The sequence below is a fragment of the Mesorhizobium sp. WSM4976 genome (assembly GCF_029625685.1).
In the GTDB taxonomy this organism is placed as follows: domain Bacteria; phylum Pseudomonadota; class Alphaproteobacteria; order Rhizobiales; family Rhizobiaceae; genus Mesorhizobium.
Window position 1 is genome coordinate 55,267 of the sequence record NZ_JARTVT010000031.1, and the last position, 18,244, is coordinate 73,510.

Consider the following 18,244-nt stretch of genomic DNA (forward strand, 5'->3'; position numbering starts at 1 on the left):
TGAGGCAGGTGAACAGTTCGCAAAAGAGATACGCAAGATGAGCAAGCTTGCTCCGTCGACCCATCGAAACGCCACCAGGGAACCATTCGCATCCGACGGGGTTTCTACGCAGCCGACGCTGCCGACAGGATATCAATGGAAAAGGTGAGCCCACCTGGGCTGGCAAACGACTTCGCATCGTCGGCCATCAACTACGAAGATTTCTTCGAAAACGCCGCCGTTGGCCTGCACATCGTCAACGCGGACGGACGCATCGTCGATGTGAATACCGCCGAACTGCGCATGTTGGGCTATGAGCGTGCCGAGTATATGGGGCAAGAGATCGCCGCCTTCTACGAAGACAAAACCGTCATTCAGGACGTCATGAACCGACTCGCGCACGGCGAGAAGGTCCACCGTTGTCCTGCGCGGCTAAGGGCCCGCGACGGCTCGGTGAAACATGTGGAAGTCAGCTCAATCGGCCACTTCAAAGACGGCCGCTTGATCCATACCCTTTGTTTTACGGTCGACGTGACACCCCTGAAAGCAGCTGAACAAGTCATCGGCCAGCAAGAGCAACGCTTCCACCAGGTTCTGGATGCCTTGCCTGTTGCGGTTTACACGACCGATGCCGACGGAAAGATTACCTACTACAACCAGGCAGCGGCCGCGCTGGCGGGCCGTGAGCCGAAGATCGGCCAGGACAAGTGGTGCGTGACCTTTCGGCTGTTCACCCCCGATGGCGAAGAGTTGCCACACGACCAATGTCCGATGGCTATCGCTCTGAAGGAAAATCGTCCGATCCGCGGTGTGGAGGCGATCGGGCAACGTCCGGACGGGTCGTTCTTCCCGTTCATGCCGTTTCCCACCCCGTTGCGCAACGATCGCGGCGAACTCACCGGCGCCGTCAACATGTTGCTCGATCTGACCGACCGTAAGCGCGGCGAGGATGCTGCCCAGCACCTCTCGGCAGTGGTCGAGTCCTCGTTCGACGCGATCATCAGCAAGACTCTCGAGGGGTTCATCAGAACCTGGAACAAGGGGGCCGAGCGGCTTTTCGGCTACACCGCCAAGGAGGCGATTGGCCAGCACATCACCATGCTGTTCCCGCCGGAACACGTGGATGAAGAGCCCATGATCATCGAGCGCATCCGCCGCGGTGAACGGGTCGAGAGCTTTGAAACCGTCCGCCGTCGCAAGGACGGCACTGACATTCCAGTCTCGCTGACCATATCGCCTGTGCGCGACGGCATAGGCCGTATTGTCGGAGCCTCCAAGATCGCGCGCGACATCACAGCCGCGAAGGAGAGCGAGGAGCGCATCCGCATGCTGATGCGCGAGGTGAACCATCGTGTAAAGAACCAATACGCGGTAATCCTGTCGATGATCCGGGAAACCAACAAGCGCTCGGAAAGCCCCGACATTTTCGAGAAGCGGGTCCGCGAGCGTATCATGGCGCTCTCACGTTCCCACGATCTTCTGGTATCGGCCGATTGGAAGGGCGCCACCCTGGCCGACCTTGTCCTGGACCAAGCCAAACCATTCGGCCGAGAGGACGCCATCTCCCTGCGTGGCCCTCCCATCGTGCTGACCCCTAACGCGGTTCAGTATCTCGGGATCGCCTTTCATGAACTCTGTACCAACTCCGCCAAATACGGGGTGCTGTCGGGCCACAGGGGCTCGATTGCCCTGACATGGGACGTCACCAACCAAGACGGTGCCCACACCTTCCATCTCGAATGGACCGAAAAGGACGGGCCGGAGGTCAAGACGATCGCGCACGACGGATTCGGCACAGTCGTGCTTAACCGGGTCGCACCGGAGGCCCTGAACGGGATTGGCGGAGTCACGTACGATCCGGACCGGGTGGTCTGGTCACTGCGAGCGCCGATGGCATTCGTGGCAGCGGCTCAGCGCGACGCTTCTTAGATCAGCGGGTGCGATGTCTCATGTCTCAGCTTCGACTGCAGCGCTTCCTGATCTTGCGAAGCAGTTGCGGCATTCACGTGCCTCTCAGTTGGGACGAGGACGGTCACACCGCCACAGCAATTCTCGAGCCGGCAAGAACACGGCGACGGAATCTCGCGTGCACGTCCGCTTTGGCACCGCCCAACGACGGCTGTTTCGCGGCGGATGTGGTGAAGCCGTAGTCCTAGGCTATGAGCCTCCGAGGACGTGGCCGGCGGAATGTCGCAGCGTGCAAAGATTCGCCTGCCGTTGACGCTCAAGGTTGCCCAGTGCGGCGATGAACTCGCCGGGAGACGCGCAAGCTGAGATGCCCAAGGCTGAAATGTGCTGGCTAACGTCGACCGGTAAACCCGAATTAGAATCATCTTGTATCTGATTGAGCCTGCCGCCGATGAAAACCGGTATGGCCGAGCCCGCTTTGAGCAAAGCAGCTTGCACTTCCTGCGCATAGTGCAAAGCTATGCCGTTGTAGGTGCTGATGGCGATGACGTTCGCGCCGCTGCCGAGGGCCGAGGCCACAAGATCGTCGGCATCGGCTGAGACGCCCCCGTCGATACACTCAATTCCCAGTCCTGAGAGGACGTGCTCGATCAGGACCTTGCCATGCTGGTGTACATCACTGCATCCCACACACACCTTCAGGCCGGAACGGGAAAGGCGTATCGCGATTTCCTCGGGGACTTGCGTGAGCCAGTGCGCGGCATCCTCGTTGAGTTCGGCTACCCATTCCGCGGCGATTAGCGGGTGCCGCCCCCCGGGCGTCGCAGGATCTGAGCGCCCGGCGCCGTACAGCGTTTCAAGCCTCCGTGGTCCGAGCCGCCGAATAGCCAGCATCAGTCGAGCAGGATCTTCAATATCCACGCCGATGGCGGCGAGCCCCTGAAGGGCATTGCGCTCAAATGTCCGGGCGCCCGCGATGAGCTTTTCAGCTGCGATATCGATTGCCTGCAGATCCAGAATGTCGAGAGAGGCGGCTGCGTGCTCCACAAGGCGTGCAGCGAATATCTGTGCGTCAATGATCTCTTCGACATCGGGGATGCGCTCGTTCTCCGTCACGGGGACGGGATTGATGGCGTGGCCGGTATGCTGGCGGGTGAGCGCCCAAATGTCCGCCTGGAGGTAATTGGACAAGCTCGCAAAGTTTCCGCTCGGAGAGGAGCGATAGCTGACGGTGTTGCCGAAAATCATTGTGCCGGTCGTGCTGGAAACGTTGGCTAGAGCCCTGTGGAAGGCCAGGCGAGAGAGAGGTGCGGTGAAGTGATGGCCGTAGCAATGGCTCAGACGACCCCCAATGAGGTCTTCGACGATATATTTCTCGATGAGCGCCATTCCGAGCGCGCACGTCATGTCCGAGAACAATCCGGCGAACCCGTCATCAAGGTTCGAGTGAATGAGCACCTCGACGTCCTGCGCGGCAATCAAGCCCATTGCCGTCACGGTCGCCTCAGTCGTGGCGACGTCGTCGTCCCAGTCGGGGAGTCGAAAGGTAAAATATTGGCCTAGATTGCCAATTGCGGTTGCGCCTGCCGCCAGCGCGTGCCGCACGTTGTCTAACGCGCCAGGCAGCCCGAGCATGAAATCGCCGAAGTGAGCCGCGGCCGGTGCCGCGTTTGTTATTCTGGCAAAATCCTCGGCTCCATTCAGCACGATCCCGGTGCCCCGTCGCCGCCCACGTCGCTCAGCCGCTGGATATCCCATCGACCAATCCAGTGTAATGCCGAAGCGGTGGATGATGACGCCATTCGCCGCGCAGCTTTCATGGACGCCCCGGATGGCGTCCAGCGTGCGCTCCACACCCCGAAAGCCGATGTGAGCGTGTTGCATGATGTGCCCTGCCGCGGCCATCCGCCGTTTGTACTCGGCCTCGCTTGGTGCGCAGACCAATTCAAGGAACGCGGTCTTCCCAACCGACCAATCGCGTGCCAGTTGGCGGCCCTCGGCCAGCAAATCGCTTCCCGGTCGAAGCCGTACGGACAGGAGCTTGGTGACGTCCATATCCTGGGGCATTCAGAATCTCTCGAGCGCGCCGCATTTGCGAGATGGCCAATCGGGTTGGCGACCTAGCGGTGCACCCACCCCCAATCCATCACTTAATGCTGGGAAGAAAGCCGAGGAGTGCCGCCACGATAGCCTCCGGCGCATCCTCTTGGACGATATGTCCCGCGCCGGGTATGATCTTGAGAACCGAAGCAGGGATCTTCTTAGCCAGCGTGCGGCCATGCTCGACGGAAATCCACCTGTCCTCCTCGCCCCAAAAGAATTGTTACCGGGCATCGGATTTCAGCATATCTAGGCTCAACTTCATCAGTATAGCGCTCGTCCATCTGAGCGACTTGCCGGTAAAACGCCTTCTGACCCACATCCCCGAACCACGGTTCTGCATAAAGCGACATGGTGTCTGCCGGGAGTGGCTTGTGTACCGCTCCCGAGATGTAGGCCGGGACAATGGCCTCATGCACATATCGGGGCAGACCGGCAAAGACATTCTCATATTGTCGGGCGTGCCGGATGAGCGGAGTTCCCCACGGCGCCACGGCGACAGGGTCGATCAAGGTCATCGACCGATAGTCTCTTTTTCCAAGCAAGTGAGCGCGGAGCACCGTGGCGCCACCGAAATCGTGTCCTACGACGTCAGGCGCTTCAAGGTCCCAATGTTGCAACAGGGCCGCGAAGAGCTTGTCCTGCACTCCGAGTGACACATCCTGCCCGTCCCGCATCTCCGATTGCCCGTAGCCGAGGAGATCGTAGAAATAGACCCGTCGATGGTCGGCGAAATAGGGAATGATCCGCCGCCAAACGGCAGAGCTGAACGGGGTTCCGTGGACCAAGACCAGGGGTGCGCCCTCCCCAACCACCCCGTAGCGGATTTTCTGCCCATTATAGTCGAACGTCTCCGAGAGCGGCCAAGCGCTTGCAAGTTCCCCTGCCATTTTCTAACCTCTTTGCGATGATCTTTCGGTTAGGTAGACTGATAGCGCGGCATCTCGCAAATCAAAAGGAATGATCGTGTGATGCAGAAAAATCATCAGCTGCCGGAGCTGGACCACGGTTTTGGATTTGATGATCGCGTGGCCAGTTCCGACGGGCTCCTGCAGCAAAAGGCAGGAGCAGCAGCGCTCGAAACCTTCTCGATCACGAACAAGCTTGAGGCGATCGGCACATGGCAGAACTATTGGATAAATGGACGTCTAGGTCGTTTATCGGGGGCAATCAGGTCCTCGACTTCCTGAACACGCAGGGTGGAGACACCAAAGCCCGAGATTTTGAGCGTTTGCGCACATATTCAGACGTTTTAACCTGGGCTGTCGCCGCTGAGGTTCTCGACAGCGAGGAGTGTGGTGTTCTTCGAGAACTCGCCGCCGATGGGCCGGATCTGGCACAGCGCTGTCTTGAGGAGCTTAGAGACCAGCGAGAAAGCCTTTACCGACTGATAACATCGACGATGAGCGGTAGCACGCCGGCTGAATCAGACCGCTCGGCTGTCGAGATGAGCTTTCGATCGGCTTTGCGTCGCGCCCGTCTGCTTCCCGGCGTTTCTCAACTGCGATGGTACTCTGCTCCAGACGAGGCGGGACTTTCACTTGTACAATTCAGATTGGCCATCGCGGCGTCGATGCTGATCACGGACGCCGCCAGCCAGAACATCCGGCAGTGCGAAACCTGTAGCTGGCTCTTTCTGGACACCTCCGCCACCAAAAGGAGGCGTTGGTGTTCCATGGCGGTGTGCGGGAACCGAGCGAAGGCGCAGCGTCACTACCACAGGAACAAGCGTTAGCTTTTCTGACAGACTTAGTTTGGCCGATGCCGATGTTTTGATGTCGAAGGGCGAAGTGGATCAAAGGCTGGCAGTACACGGGTCACAGGGATGCTGATGGGCTTCAAAGGCAAATGTGAGTGCGGGCAGACGACGTTCAGCTGCGACTTGCAGGAGGATTCGATTTCAGAATGTGACTGCCCGGAATGCCGCGGGTGGCTCCATCCAAGAACCCGCGCCCTGGCCGACCTATCCACGATAGTCGTCAATGGACGCTATAGCCTGTACACTGATCCGCTGACGAGTCAGTTCATCACAAGGGCATTTTGCTCGGTTTGCGGGACCGCAATTTATGCGGTAGAAGCCGCTCTGGCCGATTTCGCGGTCGTCCATCTGACCACGCTTTTCGGTCCCAATCCCGGGGCTAACGCCTAACGCAAGCAGTTCCTTGTTGCTCTAGGACCGCAGTCCGTCACGACGCAACCACAACACGGGGCCCCCCGCGGCATTGGGGGCCGTTCAGCAAGTCAGGCCGTCGCAACAGTGCCTCCGACGGACCTAGGAACTCGATGCCTTCAAATCTATCCTAAAACAGAATCTAGCTTCCTACTTCGTCCACAAGCGTCCGAATTCGGCGAGCGGCGCGACCCACAAATTTCGAAAAGCGTCCAGGAACGCGGTCGAGGATCGATTGTAGAACAGCCCAGCGTCAGCTTGGGGCCGGAAGACGACCACCTCATATTGTGGAAGGTGCGAATAGTTGCCATTCGGCGATCGCCGATTGTCGACGTTGCGACTACCGGAGCAGCCATGAAAAGGCACGCCGTAAAAAGGCTTCGCCACCGGTCCTGACAACCTCGCCATCGGCCACGACGACGTGCTCGGGATGCTTTCCGATCAACTCACGAATCTTTGGGCGCGCGGTTGCGCGGTTGCGGAAACTCATCCGATAGTCGATCGGCGGATAGCCCCATCCTTCGACCATTTTAGAAAGTTTTGCGATTGGCCGCATCCACCAAGGCCAATGGCGTTTCAAGAACGTCTCGCTGAAAGTCTGTGACAGGTCCGCGATGATGGCAGTCCGCGATCCGCGGTGAAAGAAGATCAGTTCGTCCATGAATGGCGAATTGGTGAAATAGAACTGGTCGATCTGCTCTTTCCATTCGGCGGGCGGCTCGTCAGTGAGTTTTCTGTAAAAATAGAGTCCCTTGCACCTGGCGATTGTCGCAGCCGTCGCCCATAAATTCGCACCCGCGAATGCGGCCTGCCACTCGCCTAGAAACAGGTAGTGCAACTTGTTGGGGCTGACTATATGCCGAACAGGCCCGAGCGCTCGAATCTCAGCCTCAATCGCAGCCGTCTTTTCGACCGGCGACCACAACCACAGGCCCCCGTCGGCAAGACGAACGACTGCCATGCGCGTCGGATAATCGAATCCCTTGAACGAGACGATTCCGCCATCCGCAATCCACAAGTTTGATCCCAGCGGCTCCAGCATAGTCCCTAAGTCTAGTGCGCCGAAGGGGCGCTTTCCACCCCAATACGGCAATCGAACCATTGCACATTAGCGCTTCCGAAACTGTGACGGCGCTAATGTCTGCCGACTGATGGGGACAAGGTCGCATGAACGCCTTAAGGCGCGTGGCTGGATTTGTGCTGATCCTACTGGTCGGAGCGGCAATGCTCGTGGCCCTGCACATCGACTCGCAGCGGGACTTTGCGCTGGCTAGGGACCGCTACATCGAAAATTCTCAGGCGGCATCGAAAGCGACGGCCAAGACAGTCGAAGACGCGTTGCGAGCGATTTACGAGAACGTTCGAACCCTGGCTTATTTGCCAAGCGTTAGAAACCTGGACCGGCATGGCACGAACTTAGGCGACGAGGGCCGCGCCACGATCCAGCAAATCTACAACAACTTGGCCAACAACGTCTCCATCTCCGAGGTCTACTTCCTGCCCCTGGATTTCGACCCCGACCGCTACGATCCGGTGACAGGCAAGCTCGAGGAGCCGATCCTCCAATTCGATCAGTTGATCGTGAACGCCAGGGATGGGACAAAACTCGATCCTTCCAAAAAACTGACCAGATTGGACGAGCATTCACGCACCCGACCAGCCGAGGAGATCGAGACATACGAGTACCATGAGCTTGCGAAACAGCTAGCTTGGCTGAAGGCCAACTATCCCAATTCGAGCAACGTTGACGGCCTAAACGTGCCGATCATCGGCACCAAGGAATTGATTACGTGCGACAACACGGACTTCATCCACACCGGCGATGATGCTGATCGATCCGGCTTTATTCTCTCGGTTCCGGTTTTCGCAGTCGACGGCAGCCTGCGCGGTTCCGTTTCGGCCATCATGCTCACCTCGGCGTTGAGGAAGCTTCTGCCCAACAGCGACTATGTGATCGTCAATTCGAGCTACGGTTTTGAATCCGACCAGCATCGGCTGTCGACATCCTTGGCCGCCGAGTCCCGCTCATTCACGGCGCCTGACCCCAACCTGATCTATTCCGAAGTGATCTCCCTCCAACTCAATGATCCGAGAAGCGCATGGCATCTCTGGGCGGGTTTTCCCAACAGCAGGTTCGAAGCCAACGCGGACGCCCAGTCGGTCCGCGAATTCGAGTTCGCGGGCTATGGGGCAATATTGATCGTCACACTACTTGCGCTGACATGCTGGTATGTGATCGGACGGACGATAGCGATGCAGGCCAGTGCTGCCGAGACCTTAGAGCGCCGGGTGGAGGAGCGCACAGCCGAGATCCAGCACCTTGCCTCGCATGACCTGCTGACTGGCCTGCCCAATCGCGGTCTGCTGGCGGATACGATGGACGAGGCGCTGAGGAGTCTCAGAGGGAGCGAAAAGCTCGCCGTCCATTGCATCGACTTGGACCGCTTCAAGCCGGTCAACGATAATCTCGGGCATCCGGTGGGAGATGAGCTTCTCATTGCCGTGGCGAAACGGCTGAAGCAGCAGGCTGGAGAAACCGCCATGGTCGCGAGGGTTGGCGGCGACGAATTTGTCGTCCTTCAGCTGCTGCTCGACGGCGATGGACAGGCTGGCGCGCTGGCAAGCCGCGTCATTCACGCCCTTTCTGGCGAATTCCCGATCCAGGGTCATACGATCAACATCGGCAGCAGCATCGGCATCGCAGTCTTCCCCGAAGACGGGCAAGATTCTCAAAGCCTGATCCGCAAAGCCGACCTCGCACTTTACAAGGCGAAGGCGGAAGGCCGCGGCACGTACCGATCCTTCGAACAAGGGATGGATGCGCGATTGCAGAAGCGCCGGCAGATCGAAGCTGAGCTGGCGGTTGCCGTAGCGGACAAACAGTTTGTGCTGCATTATCAGCCGATACATGACGCCAGTACGTCGAGACTTACCGGATTTGAAGCGCTGGTGCGTTGGGATCATCCGCGTCTTGGTCTGCTGCCACCTTCCGAATTCATACAGCTTGCTGAGGAAACCGGGGTTATTCAGGGCCTCGGTGAATGGATCATGCAACAAGCTTGCGCCGATGCGGCAAAATGGCCCTCGAATATCAACATCGCCGTCAATCTCTCGCCGGCCCAATTCAAGCAGCAGTCGCTGCCGCTCCAAATTGCTTCGGCACTCGCGGCCTCAGGGCTAGCCCCGTCGCGACTTGAATTCGAGATTACCGAGTCAGTGCTGCTCGCACACAATGAGCACACCATCAAAACCCTCCACAGCTTGCGTGAGCTAGGGATCGGAATCGCAATGGATGATTTCGGGACCGGCTATTCATCACTGAGCTATCTCAGGTCGTTTCCGTTCAACCGGATCAAGATCGATCGCAGCTTCGTAAGCCTGATGTGCGAGAGCAGCGAAAGCCGCGCGATCGTCAAGGCTGTCGCCGACCTCGGTGCGACACTTGGCATGACGACCACCGCGGAAGGTGTCGAGACAGAGGACCAATATCGGTTGATCAAGGAGCATGGTTGCACTGATGTCCAAGGATGGTTGTTTGGACGTCCAATGCCGGCAAGCGAGGCTCATGCGCTTCTTGTAGCTCCTGAAAGCCAGCTTCTCTCGCTCTGTGGCAAATAGCATGAAATCTCCCAAAACCGGCGATCCTCTAAGCCAACAAACCTGGTCTCTGATGTCATTAGGCAACTGCAGATCTTGCCCCCGCGACTAACACGACGCGCGAAGCAGTCGTTATCGTTGATGCCCATCGAACAATCCTAAGTCGGCACCGTCGACGGCAATGCTGTTCTGACCGAGCGCTATGGTGATCGGAAAAAGCCTGCCCGGGCGACACGCCGGCGGGAGCTGCGGCCTCATTGGCCGACGAGACGGCGTCGGCCAACTGCCGCGTGGCCTCCGCCACGATACGGACGAAATGACCGCGGATGGTGCCGAAACGGGTGAACGGGACGGCGTCGACCTTGATGACAGAGGCCTAGCGGAGTTTCAGGTATCCGATGTCGGTGTTGGGAACCAGGGCTTCCACTTGGAGGCGCGGTTTCGTGGCCTATTGGTCATGATCTGCTGGCCGGTGGTGAAGACTTGGCCGATTGAGTCGCGGCGAGATCTTGAACGGTTTCGTCGACTGGCGCGGTAGGCCTCGTGTGGGCCAAATGAGCTTCGGCCTTGTTGACGGCCTGGGCCTCATCATCGCCATGCTTTTCTGCGTCAGCCAGTTTCCGGCATAATCGGCGAGGAGTTGTTCCACTGCCTTACGCTTGTCGCTTAGAGTTTGGTCGAGCTCCGCCTGTGTCTCACCCAATTGACCTGTGTCGGAAGCCAGTTGTGATTGAGATTTCTCGAGCTTCGGAGTCATAAAGATTAACTTTGCGGCCGACCTCCTTGGGCGGCGGGCCACGTCAATCCACAGAAGACCGTCCCAGTAAAGGTGATGGGACGGTCTTTTTCAACCAGAGCGGGCTTAGTAAGCGTTCTTGGGGGCCGCAGCCTTCGCAGTATGCTTCCTATGCTTTCTATGCTTCCTGTGCTTGACGGGGCACTTGTGATGCTTGGTCGGTTTGCAAGCCATCACGTCTTTCTGGTGCGGCTTCTCCATCGTAGTTGCCGCCGGGACCGGTGTCGTGGCGGTCGAGGCAGCCGGAGCGGTCGTCTTGGTGGCGGCTGCGTTGCCCAGGACTGGCATGGAAAAGGCAAGAGCAACCGCAAGGCCAAGGGCGGAGAGGAGGGACTTTTTCATGGCTTTTTCTCCTTGTTATGCAGGTCGGTTTTCGGCACCGTATCGGGATCGATCGGTGTCACGCCAAGCAGCTTCAAAGCATTTGCGAGCATCCGGACTCCCTGTGCCTCCTTCTTACTGGCACAGAACCGTGTTCCCTTTCTTTGCAGCGCTTTTGCCGCAGTGACCTGTGTTGCTGCGGCATGGGTTTCGAGGGCTTCGTCAACTTGGCGGCTGAGAGCGGCGCAGCGCTCGGACCGGGTTGTCTCAATCTTTGCATTGCCGCCTTCAACGGCGCCGGTGACGAGCGAGATCCCGAGCAACGCGCCCATCAAACTGATAGAGAACCTAAGCATCTCTTGTCGCCAATCCGAACAAGTGCTGCAGTGCTGCAGCCGATGACCGACCCTCTCAAAGGCACTCTACGCCCGAATGATTTCTGGTGTTTTTCTGGCGCGTTTCTGAATTGTGTCTGGGCCTATGCGGGCTCTCCCCGCAAGGGCTCGCCCGGCGAGCTTGTCGCGATACGGCGGTATCTCGGCCGGCCGTAAGAGATTACCAGGTCGATCCCTTCATCACCGGCCTCGGCATCGAGCTAGGCCAGGGAGCAGACCGAGCGGCTGATCACGGATGTGAGGCGGATCGGCGATATCTTTTTCTGAGAAGCATGCCGAAAGAAGCCGATCAGCCTGGCAGTGGCGACGGTGCCATCAGGACGAGTGAGGTGAATGTCGACAGGGTGAACATCGCCGACCATCGGCTCGATTGACTGCATGCGGGCGACGGTGCGCCGGATGCGCGGCGGCGATCATCATATGCTTTATGGTCGCGCTTAAACTGGTGGTGAAATTCGCGGCGCAGCGATTCCAGTCGGTTCTGAACCGTTCGATACGATTTTCGGCTTGCGCCTGGGTGATGCCTGCCTTCTCGGCTAAGCGGTCCCCTAGCACTTCGACAGACGTCACGACCGGATGGCGATCTCAACCGGCAGCGGCGAGCGCTGATTCTGCAGAGGGGCTGATGCGCCCGATCACGTCTACGTCATCGCTCCCGCCACGAGATCAAGCTGGCCGGAAGCAGACTGCAGCTTTCGAACCCGTCGGAGCCGCGCGGCCAGCGGCATCCGATCAATGTCTTGTTGCCTCGATCGCGACGGAGCAGGGCGAGCTTCGGTCGCCATCGGCGCGAGGTGCATGCCGTCCTCGACCTGCGCGACTTGCATTTTTGGTATGGCCATTGACCTGTCGAGCCTCCAGCGCCACTAGGCCGCGAGTGTACCCCCGAACGGGCGCGATCAAGGAAGCACCTACCTCCTTTAGGACAAGCGAATTCGTTGGTAAGCTGAATCAATTTTCAAGGACCGATAAGCGGGACGGGCGCCGCTAGTTGCTCATGCCGCGGTGGACGCACAACTTTGCCGCACCGCTAGCCGGTTACCCCTGTCAGCAGCGATCTTCGGGTGAGCGAGGCCGGTCGACGACAGGCCGCGGCAGGCGCAGAATTCAAGCCATGCAACGCACTTCGATAGCACGCGTTCTATTTTTTGACAGAGCCGTGGCCGATCTGAAGATCAGCTTCAGGCGCTGACAAAGTCGGAGGCGATTAGGATGGCTAAGTTCAAAGAGGCGCTTGAGCGCGGCAAGAAAGCCCATAGCCAGCAGGGGGAGGATGCCAATGTCCCAATGGCAGACTTTGGCACTGAGGCCAGGACTTGGCTGAACGATGTCGTTGTTGCCTCGCTGGAAGCAGCCAAAGCGGACGTGGCGGGCGAGATGGCCATCGACATAGACACCGCACCGCGCCGCCAGGTCAAAGCGTTGACGCCCTCCGTTCGGTTTCAAATCTACCGAAAGCCAGGATTGAAAAAGGCAGCCAGAAGGACATTCACCGTCAACGTACAGCTCAGTGGGGAGGTGTCGGTTTCTTCACCCGGCATGGTGGCCGAGGATGTCGGAAATATAGGAGACAGGTCCGACGAGCGGTTTCGCAGTTTCGTGGCTAAACTGATCGAGGAAGTCGCTAAGGGCATGTGCTAGCGCGCCGCGGCGGTCTCATGCACTCTCGCATGCTTCCTGAAGCCGCCGAGCGTATGCCCGAACCTCAGTTCCTGATCGAACATATTGCGACGCATGCCGCGCCGCGCACACCAGCCGCCGACCTCGTGGCGAACGTGCTTGAACGGGAATGGTGCGCGGGTGCCCGGAAGCGCGAGGCGAATGCCTCCCTCCGAAACCGATAGGCTATGCGCCGCGCCCGTCGCGTGGGCTAAAGCCCGAGCGTTTCGCCGGTCCCCGGCCGGGTGAAGTGGTGTCACCGGCCGGCGCGTGGCTGCTGCAAACTCCTCAAGTGCGTCCTCGACGTCGTCGACCGCGGCCGCAGTCCGCTGCATCTGGTGCAGGACCCGGACCACGAGCATCGCCGTCCGGCATCGCGGAACAGTTGGCTTCCGTGCATCGATGCGGTATCAAAATCTGCGATCTGCATGAGTGTTGTTGCTCGTCAGTGCGCGGTTGTTTGTGCGGCGATCTTCAGGAGGCGACGCTTGGCCGCCTTCGCGCGCGCTTGCCCGTTTCGGATCCGGCAGCACAGCGCAATGCTCACAGCGATGCCATGGTTATCGTCGAGCATGGCCGTCGCTTGCTTCAGCGACTGGTCAGCTCGCTTTGCGTGCTGCCGGGCAGCCGCCATTTCCAGAACTACAAGTTCGACCATCATCCCGTTTCCTTAGGGGTTTTGGTCCCTTCAAAAAAGCCAATCGGCGCCAGGGCGTTTTGTTCCTGCGACGGTCGGGCGCAGCCGAGGTCACAGCAGCCCCTACTGGTGCGGGGAAGGTGTTTCGCTGCAGCCCATGCGCTCCGACACCGGTCCGGGCAAAGACGGTTGCAGAACCACATTGATTGTTTGAATCGCTCAATGTGGTCATGGCTCGCGGCAACTAATTCTGCGCTCGAGAGCCGTGCGGGTTGCACCCCATCGTTGCATAAGGGACAACCTGCCCGGAGCACGTCGCCTGATGGTGACGATATTTGGTTCAATCATCGCCCGCCGACTGCGCGATCGTCTGGTCCGACTGGCAGACCAGTTGGCTGCAACGCCACGCGACCTGTCGGCGACGGTCGTACGATCGTATCGGGACAGGCGCATTCGCGAACTCGGCCTATCGCTTCAGCAGGCCATGCCATCAGCCGCCGTGCACAAGGTCGCCAGCATTCTTGCCGCGGCTGGCCGGAGCGTCGAGCAAGGGTGCCGCCTGAGCGAACGCAGCCCCTTCCACTGCCTGAGGGCCACCGAGCGCGTTGACCTAGAGCAAGCCCTCGTTGACTTCATCGGATGACGAAGCGATGGCCAGCAACACGGATCTCATTCGGCCCTAAAAGTTTGCAGCAATTTCGGTGGAAGCTTGCAAACCCTTCCGCGGTACGGTCGCGGCATGAAGATGCTTTCTCGCTCCCCGATCACCGCCGCGCGGACAATACGCTTGCCGCAGACGTCACCGCACTCAAGACCGACACCACGCATTCTCACCCGGCCACAACCGGCGACATCGTCGAGGCTCTTGCGCGCAGGTGCGCAGCGAAACAGCTGAAGCCTTGTCGCTGAATGCTCCAAAGTCGCCAGCGACGGTGACTCGCTTGCGTCGCCACGGATGCGGAAGCCGGCGAAGGTGTGAACGATGGCAGCCAACAGCGAGGCCAGATCGAAACAGGGAATCTGCGAATCCCTCTCGTTGTGGCTGCAAAACTACAGCGATCACGCTCATCCGGCTCTATGACATTCCCTGTGCGGGGTTCCTGGGTCTGGCGGACCATCCAGGGAAAGGGGCGCACACAGTTTGAGGGAAGATGGCTCGTCGGCTCAGCCGGCGGGCCGCTACCGTTAGGAGTGTGTGATGCGTGAGCCCTTTAGGGAACCATCGGCCCGGATGATATGGCCATGCTAGACAGGGTGATGAAAAAGCTTCTCCCGTCTGACGCTGATGCCACTGGGAGGGGATGGCTGGCATCACTTCTGCTCCATGCTTCTCAGACTGGAGCCACCAACGAGGCAGATCTGACTGCTCGCGTGGCGAAGGCCAAGCGCAGCTAGTCGCAGCTTGCCGTCAGCGACCGAGGCCCACCCCGATCAGTTCAGATGCCGGGCCATGATGGTATGTAACCATTGGCCAAGAGATACATCGGCCGGCCGACTTGCGTATTCGTCAATGGCGGTTTCCAGGGTGAACTGTACCAGGTCGTCGCCCGCCTCCTCGTCACCCCGATAGAGGATGGCTTTCCTCCGCAGGTCAGCAAGGATGCGCTTGGCATCCTGCGGCGTAAGTTTGCCCGAGCGCCCTGTCATTTTTTGCCCTTCGGCGCCACATGGCTTGTGACGAGCCGCACGGCACTGTGCTTGACCGTGATGCCGAGATCCCTACCGCCAACTCGTCACGGTGTCACCATCGACGCGCAGGACTTCGCCGGTTGGCTCGATCTTCTGCCCGCTGCTGATGTGCGGCGTGGTGTCAACAATCGAATGCGGCTGGTGGTAGGAAGAGATCAATACGCTGATCCGATCCTCGGTCCCGCGCTTGCGCACTGTTGCGGTGATCGCAACCGTAGCGCAGGGCTTGATGCTGCTCATCGCCGTACCATGACTCTGGCGTTGCCACCGGCTTAGTCAGGTGGTCGCTAATGGAACATCGATCTATGGGTGAGGTTGATTAATCAGCCGGCGCGCTAGGCTGCTTCCTTTCCAAGCGCGTCGCGTCGGGTGGGTGCCTTCCGCAATCCAAGGTTCGCGCTCGATAAAGGGCCCGTCGAGCGCGCATGGCAGGTGGGCTCTTTCACGTACCGAATAGACCATAGCAGGTAGCGTGATGGGACCTCAGTCCTCATTGCAGCATGAAGGGTTATCGACCAACCTTTAACCTACCGCCGAGTTTGGACCACTTCCCCCCGGAATAGGTGTCGGCGGCTAGGCCCGGCTCGCATAATCCTGTGTCACCCTCGATCTGCGAGCCGGGCTTTGCGCCGAAGCAGTTCATCATTTGGCAAAATCCTTTGGCGGCTCCTCTGCAATGCTGAATTCGTGGACGGTGCCTTCGCGTTCGTTCACCACCCGAAACCAGTGCTCTTGCAAGGCCTTGGTGCAGATCGCCTTCCCCGTCAGGATCTCTGCGGCGCTGAGCGCATCTGGTGCCTCTGCAGATGTCGTGGCAACGATGCGGTCGCCATAGATCTCTTCGATTTGAAAGCGCGCCATCGGAAAACTCCTGAATCCAATGGCAACGCTCCCCGAAAGAGAAGGTTCAAGGTCCAACTAAGATCAGCGGAACCTAATATGCGGCTCCCGCTTATGAAAAAATGAGCACGCGCGGCGCCAATTTCCTCGAGCGTTGGATGGCAGAGCATTTGCCCGAAATGGTGACGGATGACCCTACCGCGTTAAGCGATCTAACCGACCAAGTGATGGAAGCTGCGGACCGAGAGGGCATCGACGTCAGCGAGATTTACGAGGAAGTCGGCAGCGTGTTCGAGGTTATCGCCAGGCGATGCAGCACCGTTGAAGACCGAATCCGGAAAGATCGTTCTCGGCAGCCGAACACTGGAGAAATTGGCATATGACGACTGCCTCGCCCATCCTGCCTGGATCGAACCGGACGAATGGCTCGGCGGCGCGGACATCGAAAACGGATTGCACCTGATTTCTCACCAGCCGGCGGGGCGTCTCCATTCGCAGCTCGAGACTGCTCCGGCCAGCAGACTGAGAAAGAAAAACGGCCGCGAAATAGCAAGTCTCAACCCGGCGGATGCAACTCGCTTTGGCATCAAGCAGGCCCAAACCATCAGAATGTGGAACAGCCGTGGCCAGTGCTTGGCTACGGCCGAGCTCACCGAAAGTGTCCGCCCGGGCGTCATTTTCCTTCCCACGGGCGCGTGGTTCACTCCAATGGGAAATGCCGGCCTCGATATTTCCGGCAATCCAACATCCTCACCATGGATGTGCCAACGTCGAAATTCGGGCAAGGGTGCTCGGCACATACATGCATCGTCAGCGTCGAGCCGTACCATGGTGACGTAAGCGACGCAGCGAAGGTCTATCAGGCGGAGCTTTCCGTCGTGAATGCCACGATAGGTACGTTGTGATCCCGCCCAACGTCCCCCGGCCACTTAGCTTGCGTGCTTGCTGCGATCGCAGTGCCTATACAGGGAAAACGGCAGTTCAAGGGTATCAGCCGACATTCCCTGGCCGGTTAGCTAGCGGTAATATACAATGAGTCAGAGGTAGGTGCCATCGCGCAGCCATCGGGTGCGGCTCGTCCGCTTCCAGTTCGCTGGTCGGTGATCGATTGAGATCGCCAAGTGCCGGCCCGTATATGAAGGCAGTAGGCTCGGACAATCACGCCATTGACCTGCCCAGGGCGATGGCTAGATTGGCTGCGCGGGCCAGGATTGCCCGGCTTGCCAGGAAAGGAATAGTGGCGTGGCTACAGGTACTGTGAAATGGTTTAATGCAACAAAGGGCTTTGGGTTCATCCAACCCGACGCCGGTGGTGCGGACGTTTTCGTTCATATTTCTGCCGTTGAACGTGCTGGGTTGAGAAGCCTCGCTGATGGCCAGAAGGTCAGCTATGAGATCCAACAAGACCGACGCACGGGAAAATCGTCTGCAGGCGACCTCCGGGCGATCTAAGTTGCTCCAAGGCCACGCACACTTTGGAGTGGCCCTTTGCCTCCGCGCCGATGGGTAGTAGCCCGGCGCGTAAACCTAACGTCTCGCGAGACATCTTGTAGTAGGAATCCTCGTTGCCGCCGAGTGCCGAAGCAGGCTGTGCGCGAGGGGACGCACGCCTCGTTGGGTGATGCGCCAAACCGAAGCGCCGAAATAGCTGTGGAGCTTCCGCGGATCTCGTCAGGGCGCGCTGGCAATGTCGATAGTCGCGAGGACTGGGAACCTCAGGATATGAACGCCCCCTCAAAAACCTGGGCCGGCGGACACATACGTTCGCGCCAACTGAAGACCTAGGAGAGTAACGATGAAGGGACTATTCTCGCCGGCACCTATAAATGAAGTTCTCACCAACTGGTTTCATGAGCCGGACCTATGAGCTTTCGGCTAAGACGTTCGTTCACCGAGTGTTACGACTGAGGAACGAGGTGATCGTCTTCACGGAACATCCAAGCACTTCGTTGTTTTCACATCGGCCCTCCTGGCCACTTTTGTGCATTCCCGGCTACTCCAGCACCTGCCCGTGGGTTTCGCCCTGCGGTTTTTTTGCTTCACGTTCTCGGGGAATGTAAAAGGCCTCTCCTGATGGCACCTTCGCGGCGAATTGAAGAGTGAACAGGAGCCGATCCTGGTCATCTGTTACGTTCATGATCCAGGGCGTCATG

Annotated in this window: 17 protein-coding genes; 8 read left to right on the forward strand and 9 right to left on the reverse strand. The window is 59.0% G+C overall.

Annotated elements, in window-relative coordinates:
- Positions 1 to 135: 135 nt before the first annotated feature.
- Positions 136 to 1,908 (forward strand): PAS domain S-box protein, encoded by a 1,773-nt coding sequence (locus P9272_RS29875; RefSeq protein WP_278163393.1) that lies wholly within the window; start codon positions 136 to 138, stop codon positions 1,906 to 1,908.
- A gap of 228 nt (positions 1,909 to 2,136) precedes the next feature.
- Here P9272_RS29875 and P9272_RS29880 read toward each other — a convergent pair whose 3' ends face one another.
- Both P9272_RS29880 and P9272_RS29885 read right to left on the reverse strand, forming a co-directional pair.
- Positions 2,137 to 3,954 carry a hypothetical protein gene (locus tag P9272_RS29880; RefSeq protein ID WP_278163395.1) on the reverse strand — a complete coding sequence of 606 codons (1,818 nt, stop codon included), beginning with the start codon at positions 3,952 to 3,954 and terminating at the stop codon, positions 2,137 to 2,139.
- 194 nt (positions 3,955 to 4,148) lie between these two features.
- Positions 4,149 to 4,877 carry an alpha/beta hydrolase gene (locus P9272_RS29885; RefSeq protein ID WP_278163397.1) on the reverse strand — a complete coding sequence of 243 codons (729 nt, stop codon included), beginning with the start codon at positions 4,875 to 4,877 and terminating at the stop codon, positions 4,149 to 4,151.
- 230 nt (positions 4,878 to 5,107) lie between these two features.
- On the opposite strand from P9272_RS29885, the gene P9272_RS29890 reads away from it, so the two are divergent.
- Positions 5,108 to 5,722, forward strand: coding sequence for a CGNR zinc finger domain-containing protein (locus tag P9272_RS29890; RefSeq protein WP_278163399.1), 615 nt, complete (start codon positions 5,108 to 5,110; stop codon positions 5,720 to 5,722).
- Between the two features lie 775 nt (positions 5,723 to 6,497).
- On the opposite strand, the gene P9272_RS29895 is transcribed toward P9272_RS29890, so the two are convergent.
- Positions 6,498 to 7,199: a DUF4336 domain-containing protein gene (locus P9272_RS29895; protein ID WP_278163401.1), complete on the reverse strand. Its 702-nt coding sequence runs from the start codon at positions 7,197 to 7,199 to the stop codon at positions 6,498 to 6,500.
- A 125-nt stretch (positions 7,200 to 7,324) separates the two neighbouring features.
- Between P9272_RS29895 and P9272_RS29900 the strand changes: the two genes are divergently transcribed.
- Entirely contained in the window at positions 7,325 to 9,775 is a 2,451-nt protein-coding gene (locus P9272_RS29900; protein ID WP_278163403.1) for an EAL domain-containing protein, read from the forward strand.
- Positions 9,776 to 10,888: 1,113 nt separating this feature from the next.
- On the opposite strand, the gene P9272_RS29910 is transcribed toward P9272_RS29900, so the two are convergent.
- Positions 10,889 to 11,227 (reverse strand): hypothetical protein, encoded by a 339-nt coding sequence (locus P9272_RS29910; protein ID WP_278163407.1) that lies wholly within the window; start codon positions 11,225 to 11,227, stop codon positions 10,889 to 10,891.
- Between the two features lie 1,251 nt (positions 11,228 to 12,478).
- Between P9272_RS29910 and P9272_RS29915 the strand changes: the two genes are divergently transcribed.
- Positions 12,479 to 12,907: a hypothetical protein gene (locus P9272_RS29915; protein WP_278163409.1), complete on the forward strand. Its 429-nt coding sequence runs from the start codon at positions 12,479 to 12,481 to the stop codon at positions 12,905 to 12,907.
- Between the two features lie 463 nt (positions 12,908 to 13,370).
- On the opposite strand, the gene P9272_RS29920 is transcribed toward P9272_RS29915, so the two are convergent.
- Positions 13,371 to 13,586: a hypothetical protein gene (locus P9272_RS29920; RefSeq protein WP_278163411.1), complete on the reverse strand. Its 216-nt coding sequence runs from the start codon at positions 13,584 to 13,586 to the stop codon at positions 13,371 to 13,373.
- A gap of 298 nt (positions 13,587 to 13,884) precedes the next feature.
- On the opposite strand from P9272_RS29920, the gene P9272_RS29925 reads away from it, so the two are divergent.
- The gene (locus P9272_RS29925; protein WP_278163413.1) at positions 13,885 to 14,205 is read left to right on the forward strand and encodes a hypothetical protein; all 321 of its coding nucleotides are present in this window, start codon (positions 13,885 to 13,887) and stop codon (positions 14,203 to 14,205) included.
- Positions 14,206 to 14,231: 26 nt separating this feature from the next.
- Here the strand turns inward: P9272_RS29925 and P9272_RS29930 are convergent, their stop codons facing one another.
- From P9272_RS29930 to P9272_RS29945, 4 genes are all read right to left on the reverse strand, one after another.
- Positions 14,232 to 14,555: a hypothetical protein gene (locus P9272_RS29930; protein WP_278163414.1), complete on the reverse strand. Its 324-nt coding sequence runs from the start codon at positions 14,553 to 14,555 to the stop codon at positions 14,232 to 14,234.
- Between the two features lie 438 nt (positions 14,556 to 14,993).
- Entirely contained in the window at positions 14,994 to 15,209 is a 216-nt protein-coding gene (locus P9272_RS29935; protein ID WP_278163416.1) for a hypothetical protein, read from the reverse strand.
- Positions 15,210 to 15,281: 72 nt separating this feature from the next.
- The gene (locus P9272_RS29940; protein ID WP_347404080.1) at positions 15,282 to 15,491 is read right to left on the reverse strand and encodes a hypothetical protein; all 210 of its coding nucleotides are present in this window, start codon (positions 15,489 to 15,491) and stop codon (positions 15,282 to 15,284) included.
- Between the two features lie 402 nt (positions 15,492 to 15,893).
- Positions 15,894 to 16,112, reverse strand: coding sequence for a hypothetical protein (locus P9272_RS29945; protein ID WP_278163418.1), 219 nt, complete (start codon positions 16,110 to 16,112; stop codon positions 15,894 to 15,896).
- Between the two features lie 101 nt (positions 16,113 to 16,213).
- Here P9272_RS29945 and P9272_RS29950 point away from each other — a divergent pair, with 101 nt between their 5' ends.
- From P9272_RS29950 to P9272_RS29960, 3 genes are all read left to right on the forward strand, one after another.
- The gene (locus P9272_RS29950; protein ID WP_278163420.1) at positions 16,214 to 16,474 is read left to right on the forward strand and encodes a hypothetical protein; all 261 of its coding nucleotides are present in this window, start codon (positions 16,214 to 16,216) and stop codon (positions 16,472 to 16,474) included.
- Entirely contained in the window at positions 16,413 to 16,931 is a 519-nt protein-coding gene (locus P9272_RS29955) for a molybdopterin dinucleotide binding domain-containing protein (RefSeq protein WP_278163423.1), read from the forward strand. Before P9272_RS29950 ends, P9272_RS29955 begins: the two co-directional genes overlap by 62 nt.
- A gap of 402 nt (positions 16,932 to 17,333) precedes the next feature.
- Complete coding sequence (locus P9272_RS29960) at positions 17,334 to 17,543, forward strand: cold-shock protein (RefSeq protein WP_278163425.1); 210 nt, start codon at positions 17,334 to 17,336, stop codon at positions 17,541 to 17,543.
- Positions 17,544 to 18,244: the final 701 nt, after the last annotated feature.

What these genes read in the sequence shown, in the direction of transcription:
- P9272_RS29875 (WP_278163393.1), top strand. Translation starts at nt 136, where the DNA reads ATGGAAAAGGTGAGCCCACCTGGGCTGGCAAACGACTTCGCATCGTCG.
- P9272_RS29880 (WP_278163395.1), bottom strand. Translation starts at nt 3,954, where the DNA reads ATGCCCCAGGATATGGACGTCACCAAGCTCCTGTCCGTACGGCTTCGA.
- P9272_RS29885 (WP_278163397.1), bottom strand. Translation starts at nt 4,877, where the DNA reads ATGGCAGGGGAACTTGCAAGCGCTTGGCCGCTCTCGGAGACGTTCGAC.
- P9272_RS29890 (WP_278163399.1), top strand. Translation starts at nt 5,108, where the DNA reads ATGGCAGAACTATTGGATAAATGGACGTCTAGGTCGTTTATCGGGGGC.
- P9272_RS29895 (WP_278163401.1), bottom strand. Translation starts at nt 7,199, where the DNA reads ATGCTGGAGCCGCTGGGATCAAACTTGTGGATTGCGGATGGCGGAATC.
- P9272_RS29900 (WP_278163403.1), top strand. Translation starts at nt 7,325, where the DNA reads ATGAACGCCTTAAGGCGCGTGGCTGGATTTGTGCTGATCCTACTGGTC.
- P9272_RS29910 (WP_278163407.1), bottom strand. Translation starts at nt 11,227, where the DNA reads ATGCTTAGGTTCTCTATCAGTTTGATGGGCGCGTTGCTCGGGATCTCG.
- P9272_RS29915 (WP_278163409.1), top strand. Translation starts at nt 12,479, where the DNA reads ATGGCTAAGTTCAAAGAGGCGCTTGAGCGCGGCAAGAAAGCCCATAGC.
- P9272_RS29920 (WP_278163411.1), bottom strand. Translation starts at nt 13,586, where the DNA reads ATGATGGTCGAACTTGTAGTTCTGGAAATGGCGGCTGCCCGGCAGCAC.
- P9272_RS29925 (WP_278163413.1), top strand. Translation starts at nt 13,885, where the DNA reads ATGGTGACGATATTTGGTTCAATCATCGCCCGCCGACTGCGCGATCGT.
- P9272_RS29935 (WP_278163416.1), bottom strand. Translation starts at nt 15,209, where the DNA reads ATGACAGGGCGCTCGGGCAAACTTACGCCGCAGGATGCCAAGCGCATC.
- P9272_RS29940 (WP_347404080.1), bottom strand. Translation starts at nt 15,491, where the DNA reads ATGAGCAGCATCAAGCCCTGCGCTACGGTTGCGATCACCGCAACAGTG.
- P9272_RS29945 (WP_278163418.1), bottom strand. Translation starts at nt 16,112, where the DNA reads ATGGCGCGCTTTCAAATCGAAGAGATCTATGGCGACCGCATCGTTGCC.
- P9272_RS29950 (WP_278163420.1), top strand. Translation starts at nt 16,214, where the DNA reads ATGAGCACGCGCGGCGCCAATTTCCTCGAGCGTTGGATGGCAGAGCAT.